A 20,301-nucleotide genomic window follows, 5' to 3' on the forward strand; every position below is an offset into this window, starting at 1 on the left:
CCGATGACCTCGACGTGGACTCGTCGCACCGCGTGCGCGCTCGTCGCCGTGCTGACCTTCGGGGTCCTCGGCATGCTCGTGCGCACCGGCCCGGCGGTCGCCGTCCCGCTCCCGACCCCGCCGCCTGCCGTCACCACCCCGGTCACCGATCACTGTCCGCACAAGGTCGCGACGCCGCCCGCCGTCGACGAATCCGAGGTCGTCGCACCCGGATCGGCGACCCCTACTCCCCTCCCGGTTCCGACCCCGGCCCTCGGAGGTGACGCGCTGGCCGGTTGCGGCGTCATCGCCGACCCGGCCGCCGGCCCTGTTCCGCCGCGCCTGACCTCGGCGGGCTGGCTGATCGCCGACCTCGAGTCCGGGCGGGTCATCGCCGCCAAGGACCCCCACGGCCGTTACCGGCCGGCGTCGACGATCAAGGTGCTGCTCGCACTCGTCGTCCTCGACGAACTCGACCTCGCCGCACACGTCGTGCCGACCGCCGAGGACTGGAGTACCGAGGGCGACTCCTGCGGCATGGGGCCCGGCGGCATCTACACCGTCCGTGACCTGCTCACGGGTCTCCTACTGATCTCGGGTAACGACTGCGCCAATGCGCTGGCGCGTGAGCTCGGCGGCGTCGACGCCGCTCTCGAGAAGATGAACGATCGGGCGAAACTGCTGGGCGCGCACGACACGCGGGCCGCGAGCCCGTCCGGACTCGACGCTGCCGGGATGTCGTCGTCGCCCTATGACCTCGCGCTGTTCTTCCGGGCTGCGCTCGCCGAACCGACCTTCCGCGAGTTGATCGCGATGCGCACGTTCCGCTTCCCGGGGTATCCGCGGCGCCCGGACGTACCGGGTGACAAGGACCATCCGCCCTACGACATGTACAGCACCAACCGCCTTCTCATCGACGGGTACCCGGGGATCATCGGCGGTAAGACCGGCTACACCGACGACGCGCGCAAGACGTTCGTGGGCGCGGCCGAGCGGGACGGTCGGGCGGTGATCATTGTGCAGATGTTCGGTCTGTCCGTCGACGGCGACCTGTACTGGGATCAGGCCGAAGCGATGTTCGACTACGGCTTCCGGACCGACCCCGCCATCTCGGTGGGCCGCCTCGTCTCACCGTCGGCCGACACACCCGTCGTGTCGTCGGCACCGTCACCGCCGCAGAGCGAGAATCGTGCCGCGGCAACGGGTTCCGATCAGGCGTCGTCGACCTCGGTCCAGATCCTCATCGGCCTCGTGGCCGCGTTGGTGGCGGTCGTCCTGCTGCTCCTCGGGCTGCGGCTGTCCGGTCGGCGCTGAGCCCCCACGAGCGACCCCGCTCCAACGGTCCCGGGCGTCACCGTCGCCGGAGGACGCCGACCAGAGCGGCTGCTGCCGCGCCCACTCCGGCAGCCGCCGCGAGTGCACCCGCCCGGGGCGTCGGGTTCACCTCCACGGTCGGCGAGATCACCACCGGCCGGTGGAGTTCGGCGTCGGGCTCCTCGACCACCTGGTAGCGGCTGTTGATCGGGTCGGTGGCACACCACGCGCTGGCGTACAGCACGATGCGCGAAGCCAGGTAGGCGAAGACGAAGACACCGAAGATCGGACCGAACGCAACTCCGGCCGGCGACCCGAGCACCGATTGAAGATACAGTCCGCCAAGCGATTTCATGAGTTCGAATGCGATCGCGGTGACCAGGCCGGCCTTCATGGCATGCGTCATCGGCAACGGCACCAGCGGCAGCCGCGCGAGTACGAAAGTGAAGAGCAGCCAGCTGGCGAACACGGATACGACGATGGCGACCGCCCGCACCACGATCGGCGCCCACGACGCGTCGTCGAGTCCAACCCAGGACAGCATCGTGGTGGTGAGTCCGCTGTTGCCGAGGGTGGTCAGCCCCATGGTCGCCGCGAAGGCCAGGCCCAGTAGAGCGAACGTGAGCAGATCCCACACCTTCGACAGCACCGGGTTGCGGTCGACGCGACCCCCGTACATCTCGGTGAAGGCCACCCGGACGCCGGAGATCCACCCGATCCCCGTGAAGGCGGCACCGATCAGACCGACGATCCCGACCGCTGCGCGTGAGGCGATCGCCGAGTCGATGACCTCACTGAGCTGCTCACCCATCTTGCCGGGCGCGGCCTCCACGACGGCCTTCTGCAGGTCCTCGAGCAGCTGGGGCTGGTTGGCGAGCACGAACGCCGCGATCGAGAACACCACCATGATGATGGGGACGAGCGCCAGGATGCCGTTGAAGCTGATGGCCGCGGCATACACATTCCCGCGCCGGTCGTTGTACCGTTCGACGGTCTGCACCAGATGCTCGACGGCCGGCCACTTCTCGCGCGCCGCAGCGAAGGCCGACTTGCCCTTCTCCACGGTCGACTTCCCTTTGTCCACAGCCGACTTCGCGGTGTCTGCCGGTGATTTCGCCGTGCCTGGCGCGGAGGTCATGCGTGCCTTCCTCGTCGGAGCGCGGGACAGGCGTCCCTGTCAACATCCCGTGCAGGCGTCCTGCGGGTCCGGTCTCACCGGCCAGGCGCCAGGAATCCCACCTTGTCATAGACCGATGCGAGCGTCTCGGAGGCGACGGCCCGGGCGCGAGCCGCGCCCCGGGCCAGGACCGCGTCGAGCTCGGCCGGGTCGGACAGGTACTCGTCGACCCGTCCGCGCAGCGGTGTCACGAACTCGGTGAGCACCTCTGCGGTGTCGACCTTCAGATCGCCGTATCCCTTGCCTTCGTATTTGGCGACCAGATCGTCGACACCCACGCCGGAGAGCGCCGACTGGATGGTCAGCAGGTTGGAGACGCCGGGCTTCTCGGCCGTATCGAAACGGATCTCCGAGCCGGTGTCGGTGACAGCGGAGCGGATCTTCTTTGCCGAACGCTTCGGATCGTCCAGGAGGTTGATCAGACCCTTGTCGGTCTCGGCGGACTTGCTCATCTTGGCGGTGGGGTTCTGCAGGTCGTAGATCTTCGCGAACTCCTCGACGATGTGCGCCTGGGGCACCTTCAGCACCTTGCCGAACCGGGAGTTGAATCGCTGCGCGAGATCGCGGGTCAGTTCGAGGTGCTGACGCTGGTCCTCCCCGACAGGCACTCGATCGACCTGGAACGCGAGGATGTCGGCGGCCATCAGGATCGGGTAGGTGAACAAGCCGACACCCGCCGCGTCCACGCCCTGTTTGGCCGACTTGTCCTTGAACTGCGTCATGCGGCTGGCCTCGCCGAAACCCGTGATGCAGGACAGGACCCAGGTCAGCTGAGCGATCTCGGGGATGTGGGACTGCACATAGATGGTCGAACGCTCGGGATCCACGCCGACGGCCAGCAGCTGGGCAACGCTCAGGCGGGTGCGTTCGGCGAGGACCTTCGGATCGAATGGCACCGTCAGGGCATGCATGTCGGGGATGAAGTAGAACGCCTCGAAGTCGTCCTGCAACGCCACCCACTGTCGGACCGCGCCGAGATAGTTTCCGAGGTGGAAGGAATCGCTGGTCGGCTGGATACCCGACAGCACACGCGGGCGGGTCGGCACCGCCTCGGCCGCCGGGGCTCCGTTGCGCTCTACGTCGCTGGTCATGACGCCCAGTTTGTCAGACCCGGTCACTCGTACCGCACGGTGACCGGGGCATGGTCGGACCAGCGGAGGTCGTACGCCGCGGCACGTTCGACCTCGGCCTTGTTCGCCCGGGCAGCCAGCGTCTTGTTGGCGAGCTGATAGTCGATGCGCCACCCGGAGTCGTTGTCGAAGGCCTTCCCGCGCCACGACCACCAGGAGTAGGGCCCGGCGTCGTCGGGGAACAGTTCGCGCACGACGTCACGCCAGCCCGACTCCAGCAGGTCGGCGACCCAGGCCCGCTCGTGCGGGAGGAAACCGGGGCTCTTGAGATTGCCCTTCCAGTTCTTGATGTCGGCCTCGGCGGGCGCGATGTTCCAGTCACCGCCGACGACGACATGGCGACGCCGGCGGACCAGCCGGCCGAGATGGGCACCGAACTCGTCCATGAAGCGGACCTTCTCGTCGTGCTTGGCGATGTCCTTCTCCGCCTCGGTGAGCGCGGCACCCTTGGGGAGATAGAGACTCGCCGCGGTCAGCGACCCCAGATCGGTGTCGACGTCGACCTCGAGGTAGCGGCCGAGGTCGTCGAACTCGGCGCTCCCGAACCCGACCCGCACCGCCGACGGCGCCTCGCGCGTCAGCACACCGACACCCGCGTGGCCCTTCACGACCGACTCGCACATCGTCAGATGCCACCCGTCGGCGAGGGCCGGGGCCAGCGCCTCGCGCGCGAGCTCCTCGTCGGCGCGGACCTCCTGCAGCAGGACCACATCCGGTCCCGACGCATCGAGCCATGGCAGGAAGCCGCGGTTGGCCTCCGACCGGTGTTTGACCGCTGCGCGGATTCCGTTGACGTTCACCGTGGAGATCGTGAGTGGCACGGGGCCACATCCTACTGACGGGATCCGACAACCCGTGCCCCGGCGATCGGCCACCCAGAGAAAAATAAAGGTAAGGCAACCCTTGTGCGTACCACCCAAGGTATGTAAGCATTACCTAATCCAGGCACGAAGGTGAGTCCGAAGATGTTCGTTTGCATATGCCGCGCCGTGACGGTCGACGAGGTTCACGCACACTGCGACGCAGGTGCGTACACCGTCGATGCGATCAGCGACCGATGTGGCGCAGGCGAAGGCTGCGGAACCTGCCTGGACCAACTGCACGACATCCTGAGCGAAAGGGCGTCAACCGCGACGACCGCTGCATGACCTGACACAGGAAACCGACGAACCTCGCGCGAGACCGCGCGCGGGGGTTTTTGTCGTGTTACGGTTCGATCGGACATCCACGGCGAACCGGAGGCTCACCCATGCGTGGCGACGACGAGGTCATCGAACTGCTCAACGAACAGCTCACCAGTGAGCTCACGGCGATCAATCAGTACTTTCTGCACGCGAAGATGCAGCAGAGCTGGGGTCTGACCGAGATCGCGGCGAAGACCCGGGCCGAGTCGATCGAGGAGATGACGCACGCGGAGATCCTCACCGACCGAATCCTGTTCCTCGACGCGCTCCCCAACTACCAGCGCCTGCTGCCGCTGCGTATCGGGCAGTCGATTCGGGAGCAGTTCGAATCCGACATGGCGATCGAGGTGGAGGTCGTGGAGCGACTCCGGCCCGGCATCGCCCTGTGCCGGTCGAAAGGCGACGTCACGAGCGCGAATCTGCTCGAGCAGATCCTCGCCGACGAGGAAGAGCACATCGACTACCTCGAGACGCAACTCGAGCTGATCAACAAGCTCGGCGAACAGCTCTACCTGTCGAAGACGATCGCCACCCCGCCGACCAACGGCTGAGCACACCCACTCGACACCACGAGGGCCGACCGGAACTTTCCCGGTCGGCCCTCGTCGTCGTCGAGCCGGTCATGCTCCGGCTCAGGAGCCGACGGGATGGTGTCGTGCCTGGCGCCGGGAGGCGGCGAGGGCCAGGACGGTGACCCCGATGCCTGCCACCGCCAGCAACACCCCGACGACCGATGGCGCGAGATAGCCGTAGCCTGCGCCGACCACGACACCACCGAGCAGGGCTCCGGCCGCGTTGGCGATGTTCAGGGCGGAGTGGTTCAACGCCGCGGCCAGCGTCTGCGCATCGGCGGCCACGTCCATCAGTCTGGTCTGCAGGGCAGGCAGCATCGTCGACCCGGTGAGCGCCACGAGGTATGTGAGAATCAATGCCGCCCAAGCATTCTGCGCCAGCACCGCGAAGGCGCCGAGGGAGATCGCGCTGGCCGTGAGTCCACCGAGGATCGCCACCGACACGCTGCGGTCGGCGACGTAACCGCCGACGAAGTTGCCGGTCACCATGCCCAATCCGTAGAGCATGAGCGCGAACGGTACGACCGAGACCGACAGCCCGGTATCGGTGGTCAGCGCGGAGTTGAGATAGGTGTAGAACGCGAACATCCCGCCGAACCCGACGGTTCCGATGACGAGGGTGAACCAGACCTGGGAACGACGCAACGCACCGAGTTCGGTGAGCGGGTCGGTGGTCGTCATCCCGGTGAGCGCGGGCAGCGCACGCATCAGCGCGATGACGGTGGCGACTCCGATGGCGACGACGATCGCGAACGCCGACCGCCAGCCGAACGTCTCCCCCAGCCAGGCGGCAGCCGGCACGCCGAACACATTGGCGACGGACAGCCCGAGCATCACCTGGCCCACGGCTTTGGCGCGATTCCGGGGACCCGCGAGATGCGCGGCGACCAGCGCCGCGACGCCGAAGTAGGCACCGTGCGGCAGGCCCGCCACGAATCTCGCCACCAGCAGCAGTCCGTAGTCCGGCGCGAGGACCGTGGCCAGGTTACCCACGGTGAACGCCACCATCAGTCCGATCAGCAGCGTGCGTCGCGACATCCTCGCGGTGAGCGCCGCGATCAGCGGAGCGCCCACCACCACACCCATCGCGTATGCCGAGATGACGTGTCCGGCTGTCGGTTCGGACACCCCCAGCGATCCGGCGATGTTGGGCAGCAGCCCCATCGCGACGAACTCTGTCGTGCCGATCCCGAAACCGCCCAGCGCGAGGGCGAGAATCGTCCAGCGACGCACCCGCCGGGACACGCCGCCCGAGACGGTACCCCCGGGGTTGGCCTCCGGGGCGGTGGACCGATTCGTCAGCGAGACGTCGGCCGGGGCATCGGTGGTCGAAAGAGCGTCAGACACGGTTCATGCCAACCCTGGCCGGCCGGCACTGATTCCTCACCCGCCGGTGAGTTCATTCACAGGCCCATGCCCGCGAGGTGGTCCCGGCGCCGGCCGGCGTCGAATCAGGCGGTGGCTTCGAGCGGCGGGTCAGGCGCCGCCCTCGGACCCCGTGACCTCGAGGTCACTGCGCTCCGCGCCGGCACCCTGCCCGGACGGCTCCGGCTCGTTCCCCGACGTCTCGCCCCCTGAGGTGTCCTCTTCTGAGGTGTTGTCTCCTGAGGTGTCCTCCGCTGACGGATCGTCCACCGTCGGGTTGTCCGCCGACGGATCGGTGGTGGCCGGAACCTCGTCGGCGCGCGAGGGCGGAGCGGGCTCCTCTCCGGGCTCCTCGTCGCTCCCGGATGCGTCGGCGGGCGCACCGGACGGATCGGCGGTCGGATCGACCGCCGGAGCCGGATCGGTCGGGCCGGGCTGCGCGGTCACCGGTGCAGCCGGGGAGCCGGACCCGGTCGGCGATTCGGCGCGAACCGGCTCGGTGGCGCCGTCGGTCGCGGTCGCGAGCCGTGTGAACGTGGACGATCGCACGCTCGTCGTATCTGCCGCGAGGACCGTGACCGTGCCGGCCCGCGGTGCCACCGGCCCGACGATCGCGCCCGCCCAGTACCGCACGAAGTTCACCGGCAACCAGACGATGCTTCGGAGGCTCGCAGCCAGTGCGGTCGCACCGTCGACGAACCGCGCCGGCGACAGCGTGAGAATCCCCTGGAGGATGTCCTCAAAGACGAAGAGGTCCGGTAGGTAGGCGCCGTACCCGAGTTTCGGCAGCGGCGGCAGCAGACCCTGCACGAGCCTGATCACCGGCTGCAGGTTCGCGAGTTCGATCCCGTACGGCAGCTCGATCGTCGGACGCCCGGACAGGAAGTCCCCGATCGCTCCGCCGTACCCGGCATCGCGCGCCCAATCCCGCACGAGTTCGGCGAACGCGGAATCCGCGGCGACCATACAGACCGCGGACTCCGGCTCGCATCGGACGCTCCGACCGTCGTTCCAGGTCGTTTCGTGGGGGTCGCGATACATCTGGAACGGGTACAGGTTGTGCTTGGTGAAGTAGCCGAGGAGGCCGTCGATGGCGCCGATCGGGTCGTGGATCGGGTCCGGCAGATCACAGATCGGATCGCCGTCGATGCACACGGACACCACCCTGCCCTCGAGCTCCCCGAACCCGCCGTCGGTCTCGGACCCGCCTCGCGACCCCGCCATCGTCAGACCGGGGATGATCCCGATCAACGACAGTTCGATGCCGCGGCCCGTCTTGTCCCCGGCCTGTCGAGGGTCGGCGTAGAGCTCGCCGGAAATCCCGTCCGGATCGATGGTCACGAGGACCGGAGCGCCGTTCTCGTCGAGCATGACCTCGCCGTTCTCGTCGGTCGCGACGACCTCGTCGACATTCCGGCCGTTGCCGATGTCGGCGAGGACGTCGCCGGCGACACGGGCGCCCTGCGAGTACCCGGCGACCACGATGTCGGACTCGGCGCCGCATCGCTTCTGGTACCCCGCGATCGCCGACGCCGTCGCACTCCTGCCCTGGGCGGTACTGTCGTCGTACCCCGCGGCACCCAGGGGCCACAGTGTGGTCGGGTAGTCGACGTGGATCACGTCTTTCGGCTCTGCGAGGTAAGCACTTCCGGGGTCGTCGACGACGACCACCTCACCGTCGCGCACCGTCGGCATCTTCCCGGTGTACCGCTGCTCGACCCCGACGAGATGGGCGCTCTCCGGGTCGTTGGTACCGGCGACGATGACCACCGCGCCCGAGTCGCTGCACTCGGCAGCCGCCGCCGGGGCGGTACCCGACAGACTGAGAGCCGCCACGACCGCGACGGCGGTGACGGCGGCGATCACGAGCGAGGCGCGTCGGGTTCGGAGGTGAGCGATCGCGGACATGGCGCTCCTGGGCGAACCCGGACCACCCGATCGGAACGTTCCGACGCAGCCGGGGCTGGTTCGACGCTAGATCCGCGACCGGGGAACCGACAGCACGCTGAGGGCCGCTAACGACCGTGACCAGGCACTATTGATCTGATCACGCCTGATTTCACTCGGTCGGAGGACAGCACACTCCACCCTCGCGGCGGCCTTCTCAAGTGTTGGGCGCGGTGTGACCGGGACGGTTCTCAGGCCCTCACATCCGTGTTATATCCTTGTCGCCAGGTCATGAGTATCAGCGTCAAGCCCCGGCTGGCTGATCGGCAACCCTCCATCCGCGGTGGGGTGCTCCGGGTGATGACCGGGTTGCGGGATCGCGCTGACGATCCCCGGCAAGCGCGGGTCCGAAGGTCGGACCCCAACAGGGTCGAGTGGGCCCTGCCGACCGTAGAAAGTGATGAATTGCCATGTCTGATGTCCCTGACGGCACCCTCGACAGCAACGATCCCAGCGAGAACTGGAGCTTCGAGACGAAGCAGATCCACGTCGGGCAGTCCGCGGACGCGGTGACGAACGCCCGTGCGCTGCCGATCTACCAGACGACGTCGTACGTCTTCAACGACACGCAGCACGCGGCCAACCTCTTCGGACTCGCCGAACCGGGCAACATCTACACCCGCATCATGAACCCGACACAGGATGCCGTCGAGCAGCGGATCGCCGCGCTCGAAGGCGGCGTCGCCGCATTGCTGGTGGCATCGGGTCAGGCCGCAGAGACCTACTCGATCCTCAACATCGTCGAGACCGGCGGTCACGTGGTGTCGAGTCCGCGGCTGTACGGCGGCACCTTCAACCTCTTCCACTACACGTTGCCCAAGCTCGGCGTCGAGGTGAGCTTTGTCGAGGATCCCGAGGATCCGGCGTCGTGGCAGGCCGCGGTCAAGGACAACACCCGCGCGTTCTTCGGTGAGTCGATCTCCAACCCCAACAACGAGATCCTGGACATCAAGGGCATCTCAGAGGTCGCGCACCGCAACGGCATACCGCTCATCATCGACAACACCGTCGCCACCCCGTACCTGATCAACCCGCTCGCCCACGGCGCCGACATCGTCGTGCACTCGGCCACCAAGTACATCGGCGGACACGGCACCGCGATCGGCGGCGTGATCGTCGACGGCGGCACCTTCGACTGGCGGGTCCAGCGCGACGGGAAAGACCTGTTCCCCGGCTTCACCACCCCTGACCCGAGCTACCACGGCGCGGTCTTCGCCGACCTCGGCGCACCGGCGTACGCGCTCAAGGCGCGCGTGCAGTGGCTGCGCGACACCGGTGCGGCCATCTCACCGTTCAACGCGTTCCTGCTCGCCCAGGGCCTGGAGACCCTGAGCCTGCGCATCGAGCGCCACGTCGCCAACGCACAGAAGGTCGCCGCGTTCCTGGAGAAGCACGACCAGGTCGAGTCCGTCGCCTACGCAGGCCTCGAGTCCTCGCCGTGGTTCAAGCGCGGTCAGGAGCTCGCCCCCAAGGGGCAGGGCGCGATCATCGGTTTCGAGATCACCGGCGGCGTCGACGCGGGCAAGAAGTTCGTGGACGCACTCAGCCTCCACAGCCACGTCGCCAACATCGGCGATGTGCGGTCGCTGGTCATCCATCCGGCCTCGACGACGCACAGCCAGCTGACCCCCGAGGAACAGCTCGCCGCCGGCGTGACCCCCGGACTGGTGCGCCTGGCCGTGGGCATCGAAGGAATCGACGACATCTTGGCCGATCTCGAACAGGGATTCGCGGCGGCCAAGTGAAACAGGTGAGGCAGCTTTGTCGGTGAGTATCGACCTGAACGCGACAGCGTCTGATCAGCCCGACTGGGAGTCACTCCCGGACGGGGAACTCGTCGGCATCCCCATCGGATCGTTGCCTCTCGACAGCGGAGCACGGATCGACGACGTCACCCTGGCGTTCCAGCGCTGGGGGACGTTGTCGCCCTCCCGCGACAACGTGATCCTCACGCTCCATGCGCTCACCGGCGACTCGCACGTCACCGGACCCGCCGATGCCGACCACGACTCGGCCGGGTGGTGGGACGGCCTGATCGGACCCGGTCAGGCGATCGACACCGACGAGTGGTGCGTCATCTCGGCCAACGTTCTCGGCGGATGCAAGGGATCGACGGGTCCGGCGTCCCTGGCCCCCGACGGCCGTCCGTGGGGATCACGCTTTCCGCAGATCACCGTGCTCGATCAGGTCCGCGCCGAGGTGGCACTGCTGGACCGACTCGGAATCCGCAGCGTCGGAGCGGTTCTCGGCGGCTCGATGGGTGGCGCCCGCGCCCTCGAGTGGGCCATCGAGTACCCCGACCGGGTGCGCAGCGCGCTCGTCCTCGCCGTCGGCGCCCGCGCGACCGCCGACCAGATCGGTATCCAGTCCACACAGATCGCCGCGATCAAGGCCGATCCGGACTGGTGCGGCGGCGACTACCACGGTACCGGCCGAGCCCCGTTGCACGGCATGGGAATCGCCCGCCGAATCGCCCACCTCATGTACCGCAGCGAGCCAGAGCTCGACAGTCGATTCGCCAATGACGCCCAGGGCGACGAGAATCCCCTGACCGGCGGGCGCTACGCCGTGCAGAGCTACCTCGACCACCAGGCGTCGAAGCTGATGTCCCGCTTCGACCCGGCGAGCTATGTCGTCCTCACCGAGGTCCTCAATCACCATGATGTCGGTCGCGGTCGCGGCGGAGTCGCGAAGGCGCTCAACGAATGCACCGTTCCGGTGATCGTCGGGGGCATCGACTCCGATCGCCTCTACCCGATTCGGCTGCAGGTCGAACTCGCCGACGAGCTGGGCAACTGCGTCGGCGGTCTCCAGGTCGTCCATTCCGACACCGGCCACGACGGATTCCTGACCGAGTTCGACGCCATCAGCGACCTCCTCAAGCGCACGGTCGAACTCGCCCGTCGCGACGCCTGACCGCGCCTCCGACAGTTCGGCCGCTCTCGTCAGCGAGTCGGGGTCAGCCGGTGTGATCAGCGGCCTCGCAGGCGCGGTTCTGACAGGGCGGTTCGGTCAGCGCGGCGCGGGAACCGTCGGGACCGGACTGCTGGGCGGGGGCGGCGGCGGAACCTGCGACTCCCCTTCCGTGACAACGGTTTTCCCTGATTCGGGAGCGGCGGGGAGCTGAGTCGACCCCTGTGCGCGCGTGCTGCTCGGCCGCACCGAGCCACCGCGCGGAGGCGCCGGTGTCGACGTCGAGTACGTCGGCGGGGGTGGCGTGGGCGCCGCACTGGGCGGACGCAACCCCGGCGGCAACAGGTCCGGCGGTATCGTCGGCGTCGAGCCCGGCGGGAACGCCAGGTCCGGCCATGGGAACGGCGACAGCGTGCGGGTGCTGGTACCCGTCGAGGGTCGCGTCGGCGGCAACTCCGTGGTCGCCCATGCCGGCGGGTCGTTCGACCCGGTCTGCGGTAACGGTTGTTGTGTGGGAACAGGATCCACGACGGTCGGCTCGACGGGTTCGGCCGGGATCCTGGTGATCGGCTGAGAGGTCGGCGTCGGGGTGACCGGCTCGGTGTCACTGGTCGCCGCGGCCGGCGGCACGCTGCTCACCGCGGGCTGCGGATCGACGGTCGGCCGATCGGCGAAGGACGAGCTCACCGCATAGATCGTCATCAGCGTGGCGGCGATGACGGCCCCGGCCACCGCGATGGGTGTCGCGGAAAGCCATTCACGTTGCGGTTTGCCGCCGATGAACGCGAGACGTGCTGCGCCCGAGTAGCTCTCGAGGGCGAGCAGCGCCGCACCGGTGGCCACGACCAGCTCCGGAGCCGTCGGACTGACGACCTCCAGATCATGCTCCGACGCGATCGCGCGCACCGCGGGGAGATTGGCGAGTCCGCCGATGAACACCACGGCGTCCGGTTGCACGCCCCGCGACCGGGCGGCCGCGACGTACCGGGCGAACACTTCTCGCGCGTCACGGATCATCGGCTCGATCGCCTGCTCGACGTGCGTGGCCGACAGCGATACGCGTTCGGAGTTGGCCGACACCGCGACCACGGACTCGGTGGCGGAGGAACCGCCGTAGGCGATCTCCTCCTTCGCGGTCCGGCAGGCGCTGCGCAGTTCACTGCGATCGGCACGTGTGCGGGTGGCCTCGCCGAGGGCCGGGTGGTCGGCGGTCAGCTGATTGACGATCGACCGGTCGAGATGACGCCCACTCAGGACCGTCGAGTGCTCGGGATTGCCGATCCTGCCCTCGCGGGGGTCGACGGTGTAGAGCGACATGCCGGTGTCGCCACAGTCGACGACGACGGCGGCCGAGAAGCGGTCGATCTCCCCGGTGTCGGCGAGGTAGGCGAGGACGGCCTCGTCCTCACCGACGAGACGGACCTGACGTCGCGGGCCACTGCCCCTCGAGCGCAACTGCCGACGCTGGCTGCCCGTGCGTGCGGCGACCCCGATCGGGCCCACCCTCGTCCCGGTCTCGCGGGCGGCGGTCAGCATCACGTCGACGCCTGCGTTCACGCGGCCGGCGGAGTCGAGACCGTCGGTGGGGTCGACGTCGATGACGCGCGAGTCGATCACACTGCGACCGAGATCGTCACGTGTCAGGAGGACGTAATGGATCATGCCAGCACCTGCTGACACGCCCATGGACGTCACTTCACTCACGGTGTCGTCGGTTGGTGATGCAGTGATACAAACTCCAGCGGTCGGTGCGTCTGCGGCAGGGCAGCGGAAAAGTGCCTGGTTGAGCGAACGACCACCTGTCAGGTCACGCTCAGGTCTCTATTGTAATCAATCCGTGCCCAAAGAGTCGATCGACGCTGCCAGCCACAGCATCACGGCGCCGACTGTCGCCATCACCGTGACGTCGAACGGCTTGCCCCTGACCTGCAGCAACCCGGCTTGCGATGACGGGATGAAGGCGCGAAGCACGGCGCCGACGAGCAGTGCCGCCCCGAAGACGAATGATCCGCGCCGCCAGCGGTCGAACATCACGAGCAGCGCTGCGGCCAGCACACCGGCCATCACCAGCAGATATGGGAGTTGGACGAGCACCGCCCGCAGACGCGTGCCGTCGGTGGAACCGTGTTTCCGGCCTCCTGGACGGGATCGGTCGGCACCGCGCGGCTCGGAGTGAGCGGACTCACTCTGGTGCTCGTCTCGGGTCACGCGCCGCTGCCGCTCCCGGAGGCGAGCATCTGCTCCGCGCGTTCGACGACGTTGACGAGCAGGAACGCACGGGTCAGCGGCCCCACCCCACCGGGATTCGGCGAGACGTGGCCCGCCACCTCCCAGACATCGGGATGCACGTCACCGACGAGACGACCCTCGTCGGTGCGGCTGACACCCACGTCGACCACCGCGGCACCCGGCTTGACCATGTCGGCGGTGATGAGATGCGGCACTCCCGCGGCCGCGATCACGATGTCGGCGCGCTCGATCTCGGAGGCCAGATCGGTGGTGCCGGTGTGGCAGAGGGTGACCGTGGCGTTCTCGCTGCGGCGGGTCAGGAGCAGACCGATGGGCCTGCCGATGGTGACCCCGCGACCGACGACGGTCACCCGGGCGCCGGCCAGCGGGACGTCGTAGCGACGCAGCAGATGGATGACACCGCGGGGGGTGCAGGGCAGGGTCGACTCCTTGCCCAGCACGAGTCGCCCGAGGTTGATCGGGTGGAGGCCGTCGGCATCCTTGAGCGGGTCGATCCGCTCGAGGGCGGCGTTCTCGTCGAGCTGTCGCGGCAGCGGCAACTGCACGATGTAGCCGGTGCAGGCGGGATCCGCGTTGAGTTCGTCGATCGCGGAGTTGAGCTGTTCGGTGGTGGCATCGGCCGGGAGATCCTTGCGGATCGAGGCGACACCGATGCGGGCGCAGTCGGCGTGCTTGCCCTTGACGTAGGAGTGCGAGCCCGGATCGTCGCCGACCAGAACAGTCCCGAGACCAGGGGTGACACCCGCCAGCCGGAGCTTCTCCACCCGCTCGGCCAGATCGGCGAAGATCTCGTCGCGCGTGGTCTTCCCATCGAGTCGTATCGCGGTCACGCCCGACATTCTTCCACTCGTCTCCGCGGTTTCCGACATCGGCGGATGGACGCGCCGTTCACCGCCGCCCGCGATCGACGTTTCGCCGCCCTCGGGCGGCCGACCACTAGTGTCGGAGTGGTGACCGTGGTGCCCGTCGACATCGATCTCGCCCGCGCGGCGATCACTCCCCATCTCCGTCGTACGCCGACGCTGCGCACGGTCATCGACACCGTCGACGGCCCGCTCGAGGTGGTCCTCAAACTCGAGTACACCCAGCTCGGCGGGTGCTTCAAACCGCGAGGCAGTCTGTGGGCGACCCTGCACGCGCGCGATCAGGGGGTCCTGACCGACGCCGGTGTCCTCGTCGCCTCCGGCGGCAATGCCGCGATCGGTGCCACGGTCGCGGCGCGGATCGTCGGTGTGCCGGTGACCGTGGTGATCCCCGAGACGGCACCACCGGTCAAGATCGACGCGCTGCGCGCCGCGGGTGCGCGGATCCATCTCATCGGACAGCGCTATCAGGAAGCCGCCGACGCGGCCGAGGAACTCGCGGAGCAGACCGGCGCGCTCGCGCTGCACGCCTACGACCTCCCCGACGTCGTCGCCGGCGCCGGCACGATCGGTCTCGAGATCATCGACGACGTACCCGGTCCGCTCACGACGGTCGTCTGTGTCGGCGGCGGCGGACTGCTGGCCGGCCTGACCGCGACGCTGCGCCCGGGCGACCGCCTCGTCGGCGTCGAACCGCTCGGTGCGTCGAGTCTGCATCAGGCACTCGCCGCGGGGACTCCCGTTCCCGTCGAACTCGAGAGCGTGGCCGCCGACTCCCTCGGCGCGACCCGGGTCGGGGATCTCTGCTGGGACGCCGTCGCCGGGAACCCGGCCGTCGACAGCGTGCTGGTGACCGACGACCAGATCATCGCGGCACGGCGGATGCTCTGGGACTCCCACCGCATCCTCGTCGAACACGGCACCGCCACCGCGGTCGCCGGGGTGGTCTCGGGACGGATTCGACCGCAACCCGATTCGACGCTGTGCATCGTGCTGTGCGGGGCCAACACCACGGTGGCGGTGTGAGGACACGGTCGGGCGAGATCCGCTCCGCATGGCACCGACTACGCTGGCACCATCATGTTCCGAATCATGTTCTACCAGCCGTGCATCCCGCCGAACACGGGCAATGCGATCCGGCTGGCCGCGAATACCGGGTGCGAACTCCACCTCATCGAACCGCTCGGTTTCTCGATGTCCGACGCGCAGGTCAAACGCGCGGGACTCGACTACCACGAGATGGCCAACGTCACGGTGCATCCCAACCTGGTGACCGCCTGGACGACGCTGAAGCCGGAGCGGGTCTTCGCGTTCACCGCCCACGCCGAACGCTTCCACACCGACGTCGACTATCAGCCCGGCGACGTGTTGCTGTTCGGCCCCGAACCGACCGGACTGCCGGCGGAGGTCCTCGACGAACCCGAGGTGACCGACCGGGTGCGCATCCCCATGCTCGCCGGTCGTCGTTCGCACAACCTCGCCAACGCCGCGAGCATCGTCGTCTACGAGGCGTGGCGGCAGCACGGCTTCGACGGTGCTGTCTGACTTGTCAGCCGACGCGGTAGCGCTTCGTGCGTGCTGTGGCGCCGCCGATGAGCGCGACCTTGCTCTTCGGAACCCCGAGGTGGGCGGCGAGCAGTTCGGAGACGGCCCTGTTCGCCCTGCCCTCCGTGGCGGGCTCACGGACGTAGATGGTGATCGCGCCGTCGGGACCCGTCTCGACCAACGGGCCCTTGCTGCTCTTCGGTTTGACGGTCACCACGACCTGTTGCGGCATCGGTTCTTTCCTTGATTCGTCTCGAACACCCCGGCGCATTCCCCGGTCGGGGATCACTGCCAGTCCCTGGATCTGCTCCCCACCCGAAGATCCATGCGCTGCAGACGATCTGCGACGACGGTCACAGCACCTTCGGCGTTCTGCACCCGTCCGCGGACCAGCAGTGCGGGTGCCGTCTGGGCCAGTACACGGTACCGCGCCCACAAACCGACCGAACACACCACGTTGACCATCCCGGTCTCGTCCTCGAGGTTGATGAACGTCACCCCGGACGCGGTGGCCGGTCGTTGGCGATGGGTCACCGCCCCGCCGATCAGCACCCGCGAACCGTCGGGCACCGACAGGAGCCGGTCGGCGGCCAGAACGCCCATCGCGTCGAGCCGGGGACGCAGGAACTGTGTCGGATACGACGTGGGCGTGATCCCGGTGGCCCACGCGTCGGTGGCCGCGAGCTCGACGTCGGAGAGCCCCGGGAGCGTGGGCGTCGCCTGCGCCGACTCCAGGGCGAGCTGGTCGTCGCGCACCGTCGCCGCGGCGCCCGCCTCCCACAGGGCCTGACGCCGGCTGAGACCGAACCCGTCGAAGGCGCCGGCGCCGGCGAGTCCCTCGAGTTCCTTGGTCGTCAGCCGGGCGCGGCGGGAGAGATCGGTGATGTCGAGGTACGGTCCCTCGGCCCGTCGTTCGACGATGCGCTCCGCCGTCTCCGTTCCGACCCCGCGCACCCCGTCGAGACCCAGCCGGACGTCGAGCCCCTCGTTCTCCAGGGTGGCGTGCGCGAGCGAAGCGTTGATGTCGGGACGATGGACCGCGACACCGTGCCGCCGGGCATCGGCGACCAAGGTCTGCGGTGAGTAGAACCCCATCGGCTGAGCCCGTAGCAACGCGGCGCAGAATGCCGCGGGATGGTGCAGCTTGAACCACGACGAGTAGAACACCAGTGACGCGAAGCTCTGCGAATGGCTCTCCGGGAAACCGAAATTGGCGAACGCCGCCATCTTCTCGAAGATGCGGTCGGCGGTGTCCCCGGTGATGCCGTGCAGGTTCTCCATGCCTTCGTAGAAGCGCTGCCGCAGGCGTTCCATCTTCTCCGGCGACCGTTTGGAACCCATCGCCCGGCGCAACTGATCGGCCTCGGAGGCGTCGAATCCGGCCACGTCGACGGCCAGCTGCATCAGCTGCTCCTGGAACAGCGGCACACCCAGGGTGCGCTCGAGCGCCTTGCTCATCGACGGGTGCTCGACCGTCACCGCCTCCTCCCCGTTGCGCCGCTTGATGAACGGATGCACCGAGCCGCCCTGGATGGGGCCGGGCCGGATCAGTGCCACCTCGACGACGAGGTCGTAGAAGCAGCGCGGCTTGAGCCGCGGAAGTGTGGCCATCTGCGCGCGTGACTCCACCTGGAACACGCCGACCGAGTCTGCGCGACAGAGCATCTCGTACACGGCGGGTTCGCCGAGGTCCAGGGTGGCGAGGTCGACGTCGATCCCCTTGTGTTCGGCGACCAGGTCGATCGCGTAGTGCAGCGCGGAGAGCATGCCGAGACCCAGCATGTCGAACTTGACCAGGCCGATGGCGGCGCAGTCGTCCTTGTCCCACTGCAGCACGCTGCGGTTCTCCATCCGCGCCCACTCCGTGGGGCAGACATCGGCGATCGGCCGGTCGCAGATCACCATGCCGCCGGAGTGGATACCCAGATGCCTTGGCATACCGAGGATCTCACCGGCCAGCTCGGCGACGTCGGACGGTGCCGTGTCGGGCATCTTGGCCCAGGCGTCCTGCTGGCCGGGCGCGTACCCGAGCGCCCGGGCCATGTCCCGGATCGCCGACTTCCCGCGGTAGGTGATGACATTGGCGACCTGCGCGCTGCGGTCCCGGCCGTAGTGGCGGTAGACGTACTGGATGGCCTCCTCGCGACGATCGGATTCGATGTCGACGTCGATGTCGGGCGGACCGTCGCGTTCCGGGGCCAGGAACCGTTCGAAGAGCAGGGTGTTGGCGACCGGGTCGACATTGGTGATGCCGAGGGCGTAGCAGACGGCCGAGTTGGCCGCACTCCCCCGGCCCTGACACAGGATGTCGTTGGCCTTGCAGAAGTCGACGATGTCGGCGACCACGAGGAAGTAGCCGGGAAAGGTGAGCGCCTCGATGATGGCGAGTTCGTGCTCGATCTGCCGGTAGGCCTGGGGATGTTCGGCCGGGGTGCCGTACCGCCGGCGTGCCCGGGTCATGGTGAGTTCGCGCAGCCAGCTCGCCTCGGTGTGACCGTCGGGAACGTCGAACGGCGGCAACTGCGGCGCGATGAGGCCCAGATGGAATGCACAGTCCGCGGCGATGCCCACCGCGTTGTCGATGGCGTCGGGATGCGCGGGCAACAACCGGGCCATCTCGTCGCCGCTGCGCAGGTGCGCTCCGGCAACCCCCGGCATCCACCCGGAGATGGTGTCGATGTCGGTGCGGGCCCGAACGGCGGCCATGGCCATCGCCAGGCGTCGGCGCCGGGGTGCGGCGAAGTGCGCGCCGGTGGTGGCCACGGCCGGCACGCCCGCTCCGGCGGCGAGGCCGGCGAGCACCGCGTTGCGTTCGTCGTCGTCGGCCATGCCCTGCGCGGTCAGCTCGACGACGACGTTGTCGTGGCCGTAGGTCTCGATCAGTTCCCGCAGCGCCTGCTCGGCGGCCGGGACGCCGCCGCGATCGAGGGCGCGACGGAGTGCGCCCTTCCGGCAACCGGTGAGGATGAGCCAATGTCCGTCGCCGGCACCGGCCAGGGCCTCGCGGTCATAGCGGAGCAATCCCTTCTCCCCGGCGACCATGTGCGCGTCGGCGATGGTCCGGGACAGGCGCCGATAACCCTCCCCGTCTCGGGCGAGAACCAGCAGATGCTCTCCCGGCGGATCGTTCTGACCCGTCCGCGCGACGTCGGGCTCCAGTGACAGCTCGGCACCGAAGACCGTCGGCATCCCGAACTCGCGGGCCGCCTCGGCGAAGCGCACGATGCCGTAGAACCCGTCGTGATCGGTGACGGCCAGGGCACGGAGCCCGAGTCGTTGCGCCTCCTCGACCAGTTCTTCGGGCATCGACGCACCGTCGAGGAAGCTGTACGAACTGTGCGCGTGGAGTTCGGCATAGGGCACCGCCGAGGAGCCACGGGAGATGTCTTCGGCCTGATAGGCCCCGCGCTTGCGCGACCAGGCCGGGCTGTCGCCGCCGTCGCCGGGGAACGGCGCCCATTCACTGAGGTCGGGGCCGAATTCGGTGCCGGGCCGGTCGGTGCTGCCGGGCGCTCGACCTGCGAGCACCCGCTCCATCTCCGACCACGTCGGTGGTCCTTGATCCCAGCCCACACCCCGAGCTTATCGAACATCCGTTCGATGGGCACCCGCGGCCGGTGGATCGGCCCTCAGCCGGCGGACTTCGGGCGCTCGGCGAGCCCGAGACGCAGGTGTTCGCTGTGGTAGACGGCCTCGTCGAGCAGTTGGGCGACATGGCTGTCATAGAGGCTGTAACTGATCGACCGCCCGGAACGAGTGCCGGTGACCAGCCCGAGATTGCGCAGCAGCCGGAGCTGATGGGACACCGCGGACTGCTCCATGCCGACGGCGTCGGCGAGATCGGTGACCGAGCGCGGACCGGACCGCAGCTCGGTGAGGATGAGCAACCGGCTCGGAGTCGCCAGCGCCTGCAGCGTGGTGGCGACATGCACGGCCGATTCCGGATCGAGCCGTGCAGCCGGCCGCATCCCCTCGTCGATGCCGTGTCCCATGCAGCGAGATGCTACCGGTTCACCATCACATGAAAACCTCTTCATATGAACTGTTACTGTCGGGGCTGAC

Annotated in this window: 18 protein-coding genes and 1 riboswitch; of the genes, 7 read left to right on the plus strand and 11 right to left on the minus strand. The window is 68.4% G+C overall.

What is annotated here, in order from left to right:
* The first annotated feature begins 3 nt into the window (after positions 1 to 3).
* The gene (locus AMD30_RS04675) at positions 4 to 1,293 is read left to right on the plus strand and encodes a D-alanyl-D-alanine carboxypeptidase family protein (protein ID WP_055474964.1); all 1,290 of its coding nucleotides are present in this window, start codon (positions 4 to 6) and stop codon (positions 1,291 to 1,293) included.
* A gap of 37 nt (positions 1,294 to 1,330) precedes the next feature.
* Here AMD30_RS04675 and AMD30_RS04680 read toward each other — a convergent pair whose 3' ends face one another.
* From AMD30_RS04680 to AMD30_RS04690, 3 genes are all read right to left on the minus strand, one after another.
* Positions 1,331 to 2,431, minus strand: coding sequence for a YhjD/YihY/BrkB family envelope integrity protein (locus AMD30_RS04680; protein ID WP_055474839.1), 1,101 nt, complete (start codon positions 2,429 to 2,431; stop codon positions 1,331 to 1,333).
* 74 nt (positions 2,432 to 2,505) lie between these two features.
* On the minus strand, positions 2,506 to 3,561 hold the full coding sequence (gene trpS, locus AMD30_RS04685) for a tryptophan--tRNA ligase (RefSeq protein WP_055474965.1): 1,056 nt from the start codon (positions 3,559 to 3,561) through the stop codon (positions 2,506 to 2,508).
* Between the two features lie 23 nt (positions 3,562 to 3,584).
* Complete coding sequence (locus tag AMD30_RS04690) at positions 3,585 to 4,421, minus strand: exodeoxyribonuclease III (protein WP_010841903.1); 837 nt, start codon at positions 4,419 to 4,421, stop codon at positions 3,585 to 3,587.
* A 144-nt stretch (positions 4,422 to 4,565) separates the two neighbouring features.
* Here AMD30_RS04690 and AMD30_RS04695 point away from each other — a divergent pair, with 144 nt between their 5' ends.
* Positions 4,566 to 4,748 carry a (2Fe-2S)-binding protein gene (locus AMD30_RS04695; RefSeq protein WP_010841902.1) on the plus strand — a complete coding sequence of 61 codons (183 nt, stop codon included), beginning with the start codon at positions 4,566 to 4,568 and terminating at the stop codon, positions 4,746 to 4,748.
* A gap of 101 nt (positions 4,749 to 4,849) precedes the next feature.
* Positions 4,850 to 5,335, plus strand: coding sequence for a bacterioferritin (bfr, locus tag AMD30_RS04700; RefSeq protein WP_010841901.1), 486 nt, complete (start codon positions 4,850 to 4,852; stop codon positions 5,333 to 5,335).
* Between the two features lie 81 nt (positions 5,336 to 5,416).
* On the opposite strand, the gene AMD30_RS04705 is transcribed toward bfr, so the two are convergent.
* Positions 5,417 to 6,703, minus strand: a complete 1,287-nt coding sequence (locus tag AMD30_RS04705; protein ID WP_055474840.1) for an MFS transporter — start codon at positions 6,701 to 6,703, stop codon at positions 5,417 to 5,419.
* A 129-nt stretch (positions 6,704 to 6,832) separates the two neighbouring features.
* Positions 6,833 to 8,629, minus strand: a complete 1,797-nt coding sequence (locus AMD30_RS04710; RefSeq protein WP_055474841.1) for a cutinase family protein — start codon at positions 8,627 to 8,629, stop codon at positions 6,833 to 6,835.
* Between the two features lie 266 nt (positions 8,630 to 8,895).
* Positions 8,896 to 9,016, plus strand: a riboswitch (SAM riboswitch).
* A 62-nt stretch (positions 9,017 to 9,078) separates the two neighbouring features.
* On the opposite strand from AMD30_RS04710, the gene AMD30_RS04715 reads away from it, so the two are divergent.
* Both AMD30_RS04715 and metX read left to right on the plus strand, forming a co-directional pair.
* Positions 9,079 to 10,413, plus strand: a complete 1,335-nt coding sequence (locus tag AMD30_RS04715; RefSeq protein ID WP_055474842.1) for a bifunctional o-acetylhomoserine/o-acetylserine sulfhydrylase — start codon at positions 9,079 to 9,081, stop codon at positions 10,411 to 10,413.
* 16 nt (positions 10,414 to 10,429) lie between these two features.
* Positions 10,430 to 11,584, plus strand: coding sequence for a homoserine O-acetyltransferase MetX (metX, locus tag AMD30_RS04720; protein ID WP_055474843.1), 1,155 nt, complete (start codon positions 10,430 to 10,432; stop codon positions 11,582 to 11,584).
* Between the two features lie 96 nt (positions 11,585 to 11,680).
* Here the strand turns inward: metX and AMD30_RS04725 are convergent, their stop codons facing one another.
* The 3 genes from AMD30_RS04725 to AMD30_RS04735 form a co-directional block, all read right to left on the minus strand.
* Entirely contained in the window at positions 11,681 to 13,243 is a 1,563-nt protein-coding gene (locus tag AMD30_RS04725; protein WP_055474844.1) for an Hsp70 family protein, read from the minus strand.
* Between the two features lie 168 nt (positions 13,244 to 13,411).
* Positions 13,412 to 13,645: a DUF3017 domain-containing protein gene (locus AMD30_RS04730; protein WP_331456812.1), complete on the minus strand. Its 234-nt coding sequence runs from the start codon at positions 13,643 to 13,645 to the stop codon at positions 13,412 to 13,414.
* A 140-nt stretch (positions 13,646 to 13,785) separates the two neighbouring features.
* Positions 13,786 to 14,661: a bifunctional methylenetetrahydrofolate dehydrogenase/methenyltetrahydrofolate cyclohydrolase gene (locus AMD30_RS04735; RefSeq protein ID WP_010841894.1), complete on the minus strand. Its 876-nt coding sequence runs from the start codon at positions 14,659 to 14,661 to the stop codon at positions 13,786 to 13,788.
* Positions 14,662 to 14,706: 45 nt separating this feature from the next.
* Here AMD30_RS04735 and AMD30_RS04740 point away from each other — a divergent pair, with 45 nt between their 5' ends.
* Together AMD30_RS04740 and AMD30_RS04745 are read left to right on the plus strand one after the other, a co-directional pair.
* Positions 14,707 to 15,720, plus strand: a complete 1,014-nt coding sequence (locus tag AMD30_RS04740) for a serine/threonine dehydratase (RefSeq protein ID WP_231632644.1) — start codon at positions 14,707 to 14,709, stop codon at positions 15,718 to 15,720.
* Positions 15,721 to 15,774: 54 nt separating this feature from the next.
* Positions 15,775 to 16,239, plus strand: a complete 465-nt coding sequence (locus tag AMD30_RS04745; RefSeq protein WP_010841892.1) for a tRNA (cytidine(34)-2'-O)-methyltransferase — start codon at positions 15,775 to 15,777, stop codon at positions 16,237 to 16,239.
* Positions 16,240 to 16,243: 4 nt separating this feature from the next.
* On the opposite strand, the gene AMD30_RS04750 is transcribed toward AMD30_RS04745, so the two are convergent.
* The 3 genes from AMD30_RS04750 to AMD30_RS04760 are packed head-to-tail and all read right to left on the minus strand — an operon-like array spanning position 16,244 to position 20,231.
* The gene (locus AMD30_RS04750; RefSeq protein WP_010841891.1) at positions 16,244 to 16,471 is read right to left on the minus strand and encodes a DUF167 domain-containing protein; all 228 of its coding nucleotides are present in this window, start codon (positions 16,469 to 16,471) and stop codon (positions 16,244 to 16,246) included.
* Between the two features lie 53 nt (positions 16,472 to 16,524).
* Positions 16,525 to 19,812: an error-prone DNA polymerase gene (locus AMD30_RS04755; protein WP_014926209.1), complete on the minus strand. Its 3,288-nt coding sequence runs from the start codon at positions 19,810 to 19,812 to the stop codon at positions 16,525 to 16,527.
* Positions 19,813 to 19,868: 56 nt separating this feature from the next.
* Positions 19,869 to 20,231 (minus strand): ArsR/SmtB family transcription factor, encoded by a 363-nt coding sequence (locus AMD30_RS04760; protein WP_010841889.1) that lies wholly within the window; start codon positions 20,229 to 20,231, stop codon positions 19,869 to 19,871.
* Between the last annotated feature and the right edge of the window lie 70 nt (positions 20,232 to 20,301).

Origin of the sequence: Gordonia sp. HS-NH1, from assembly GCF_001418765.1 — a bacterium.
Lineage (GTDB): Bacteria > Actinomycetota > Actinomycetes > Mycobacteriales > Mycobacteriaceae > Gordonia.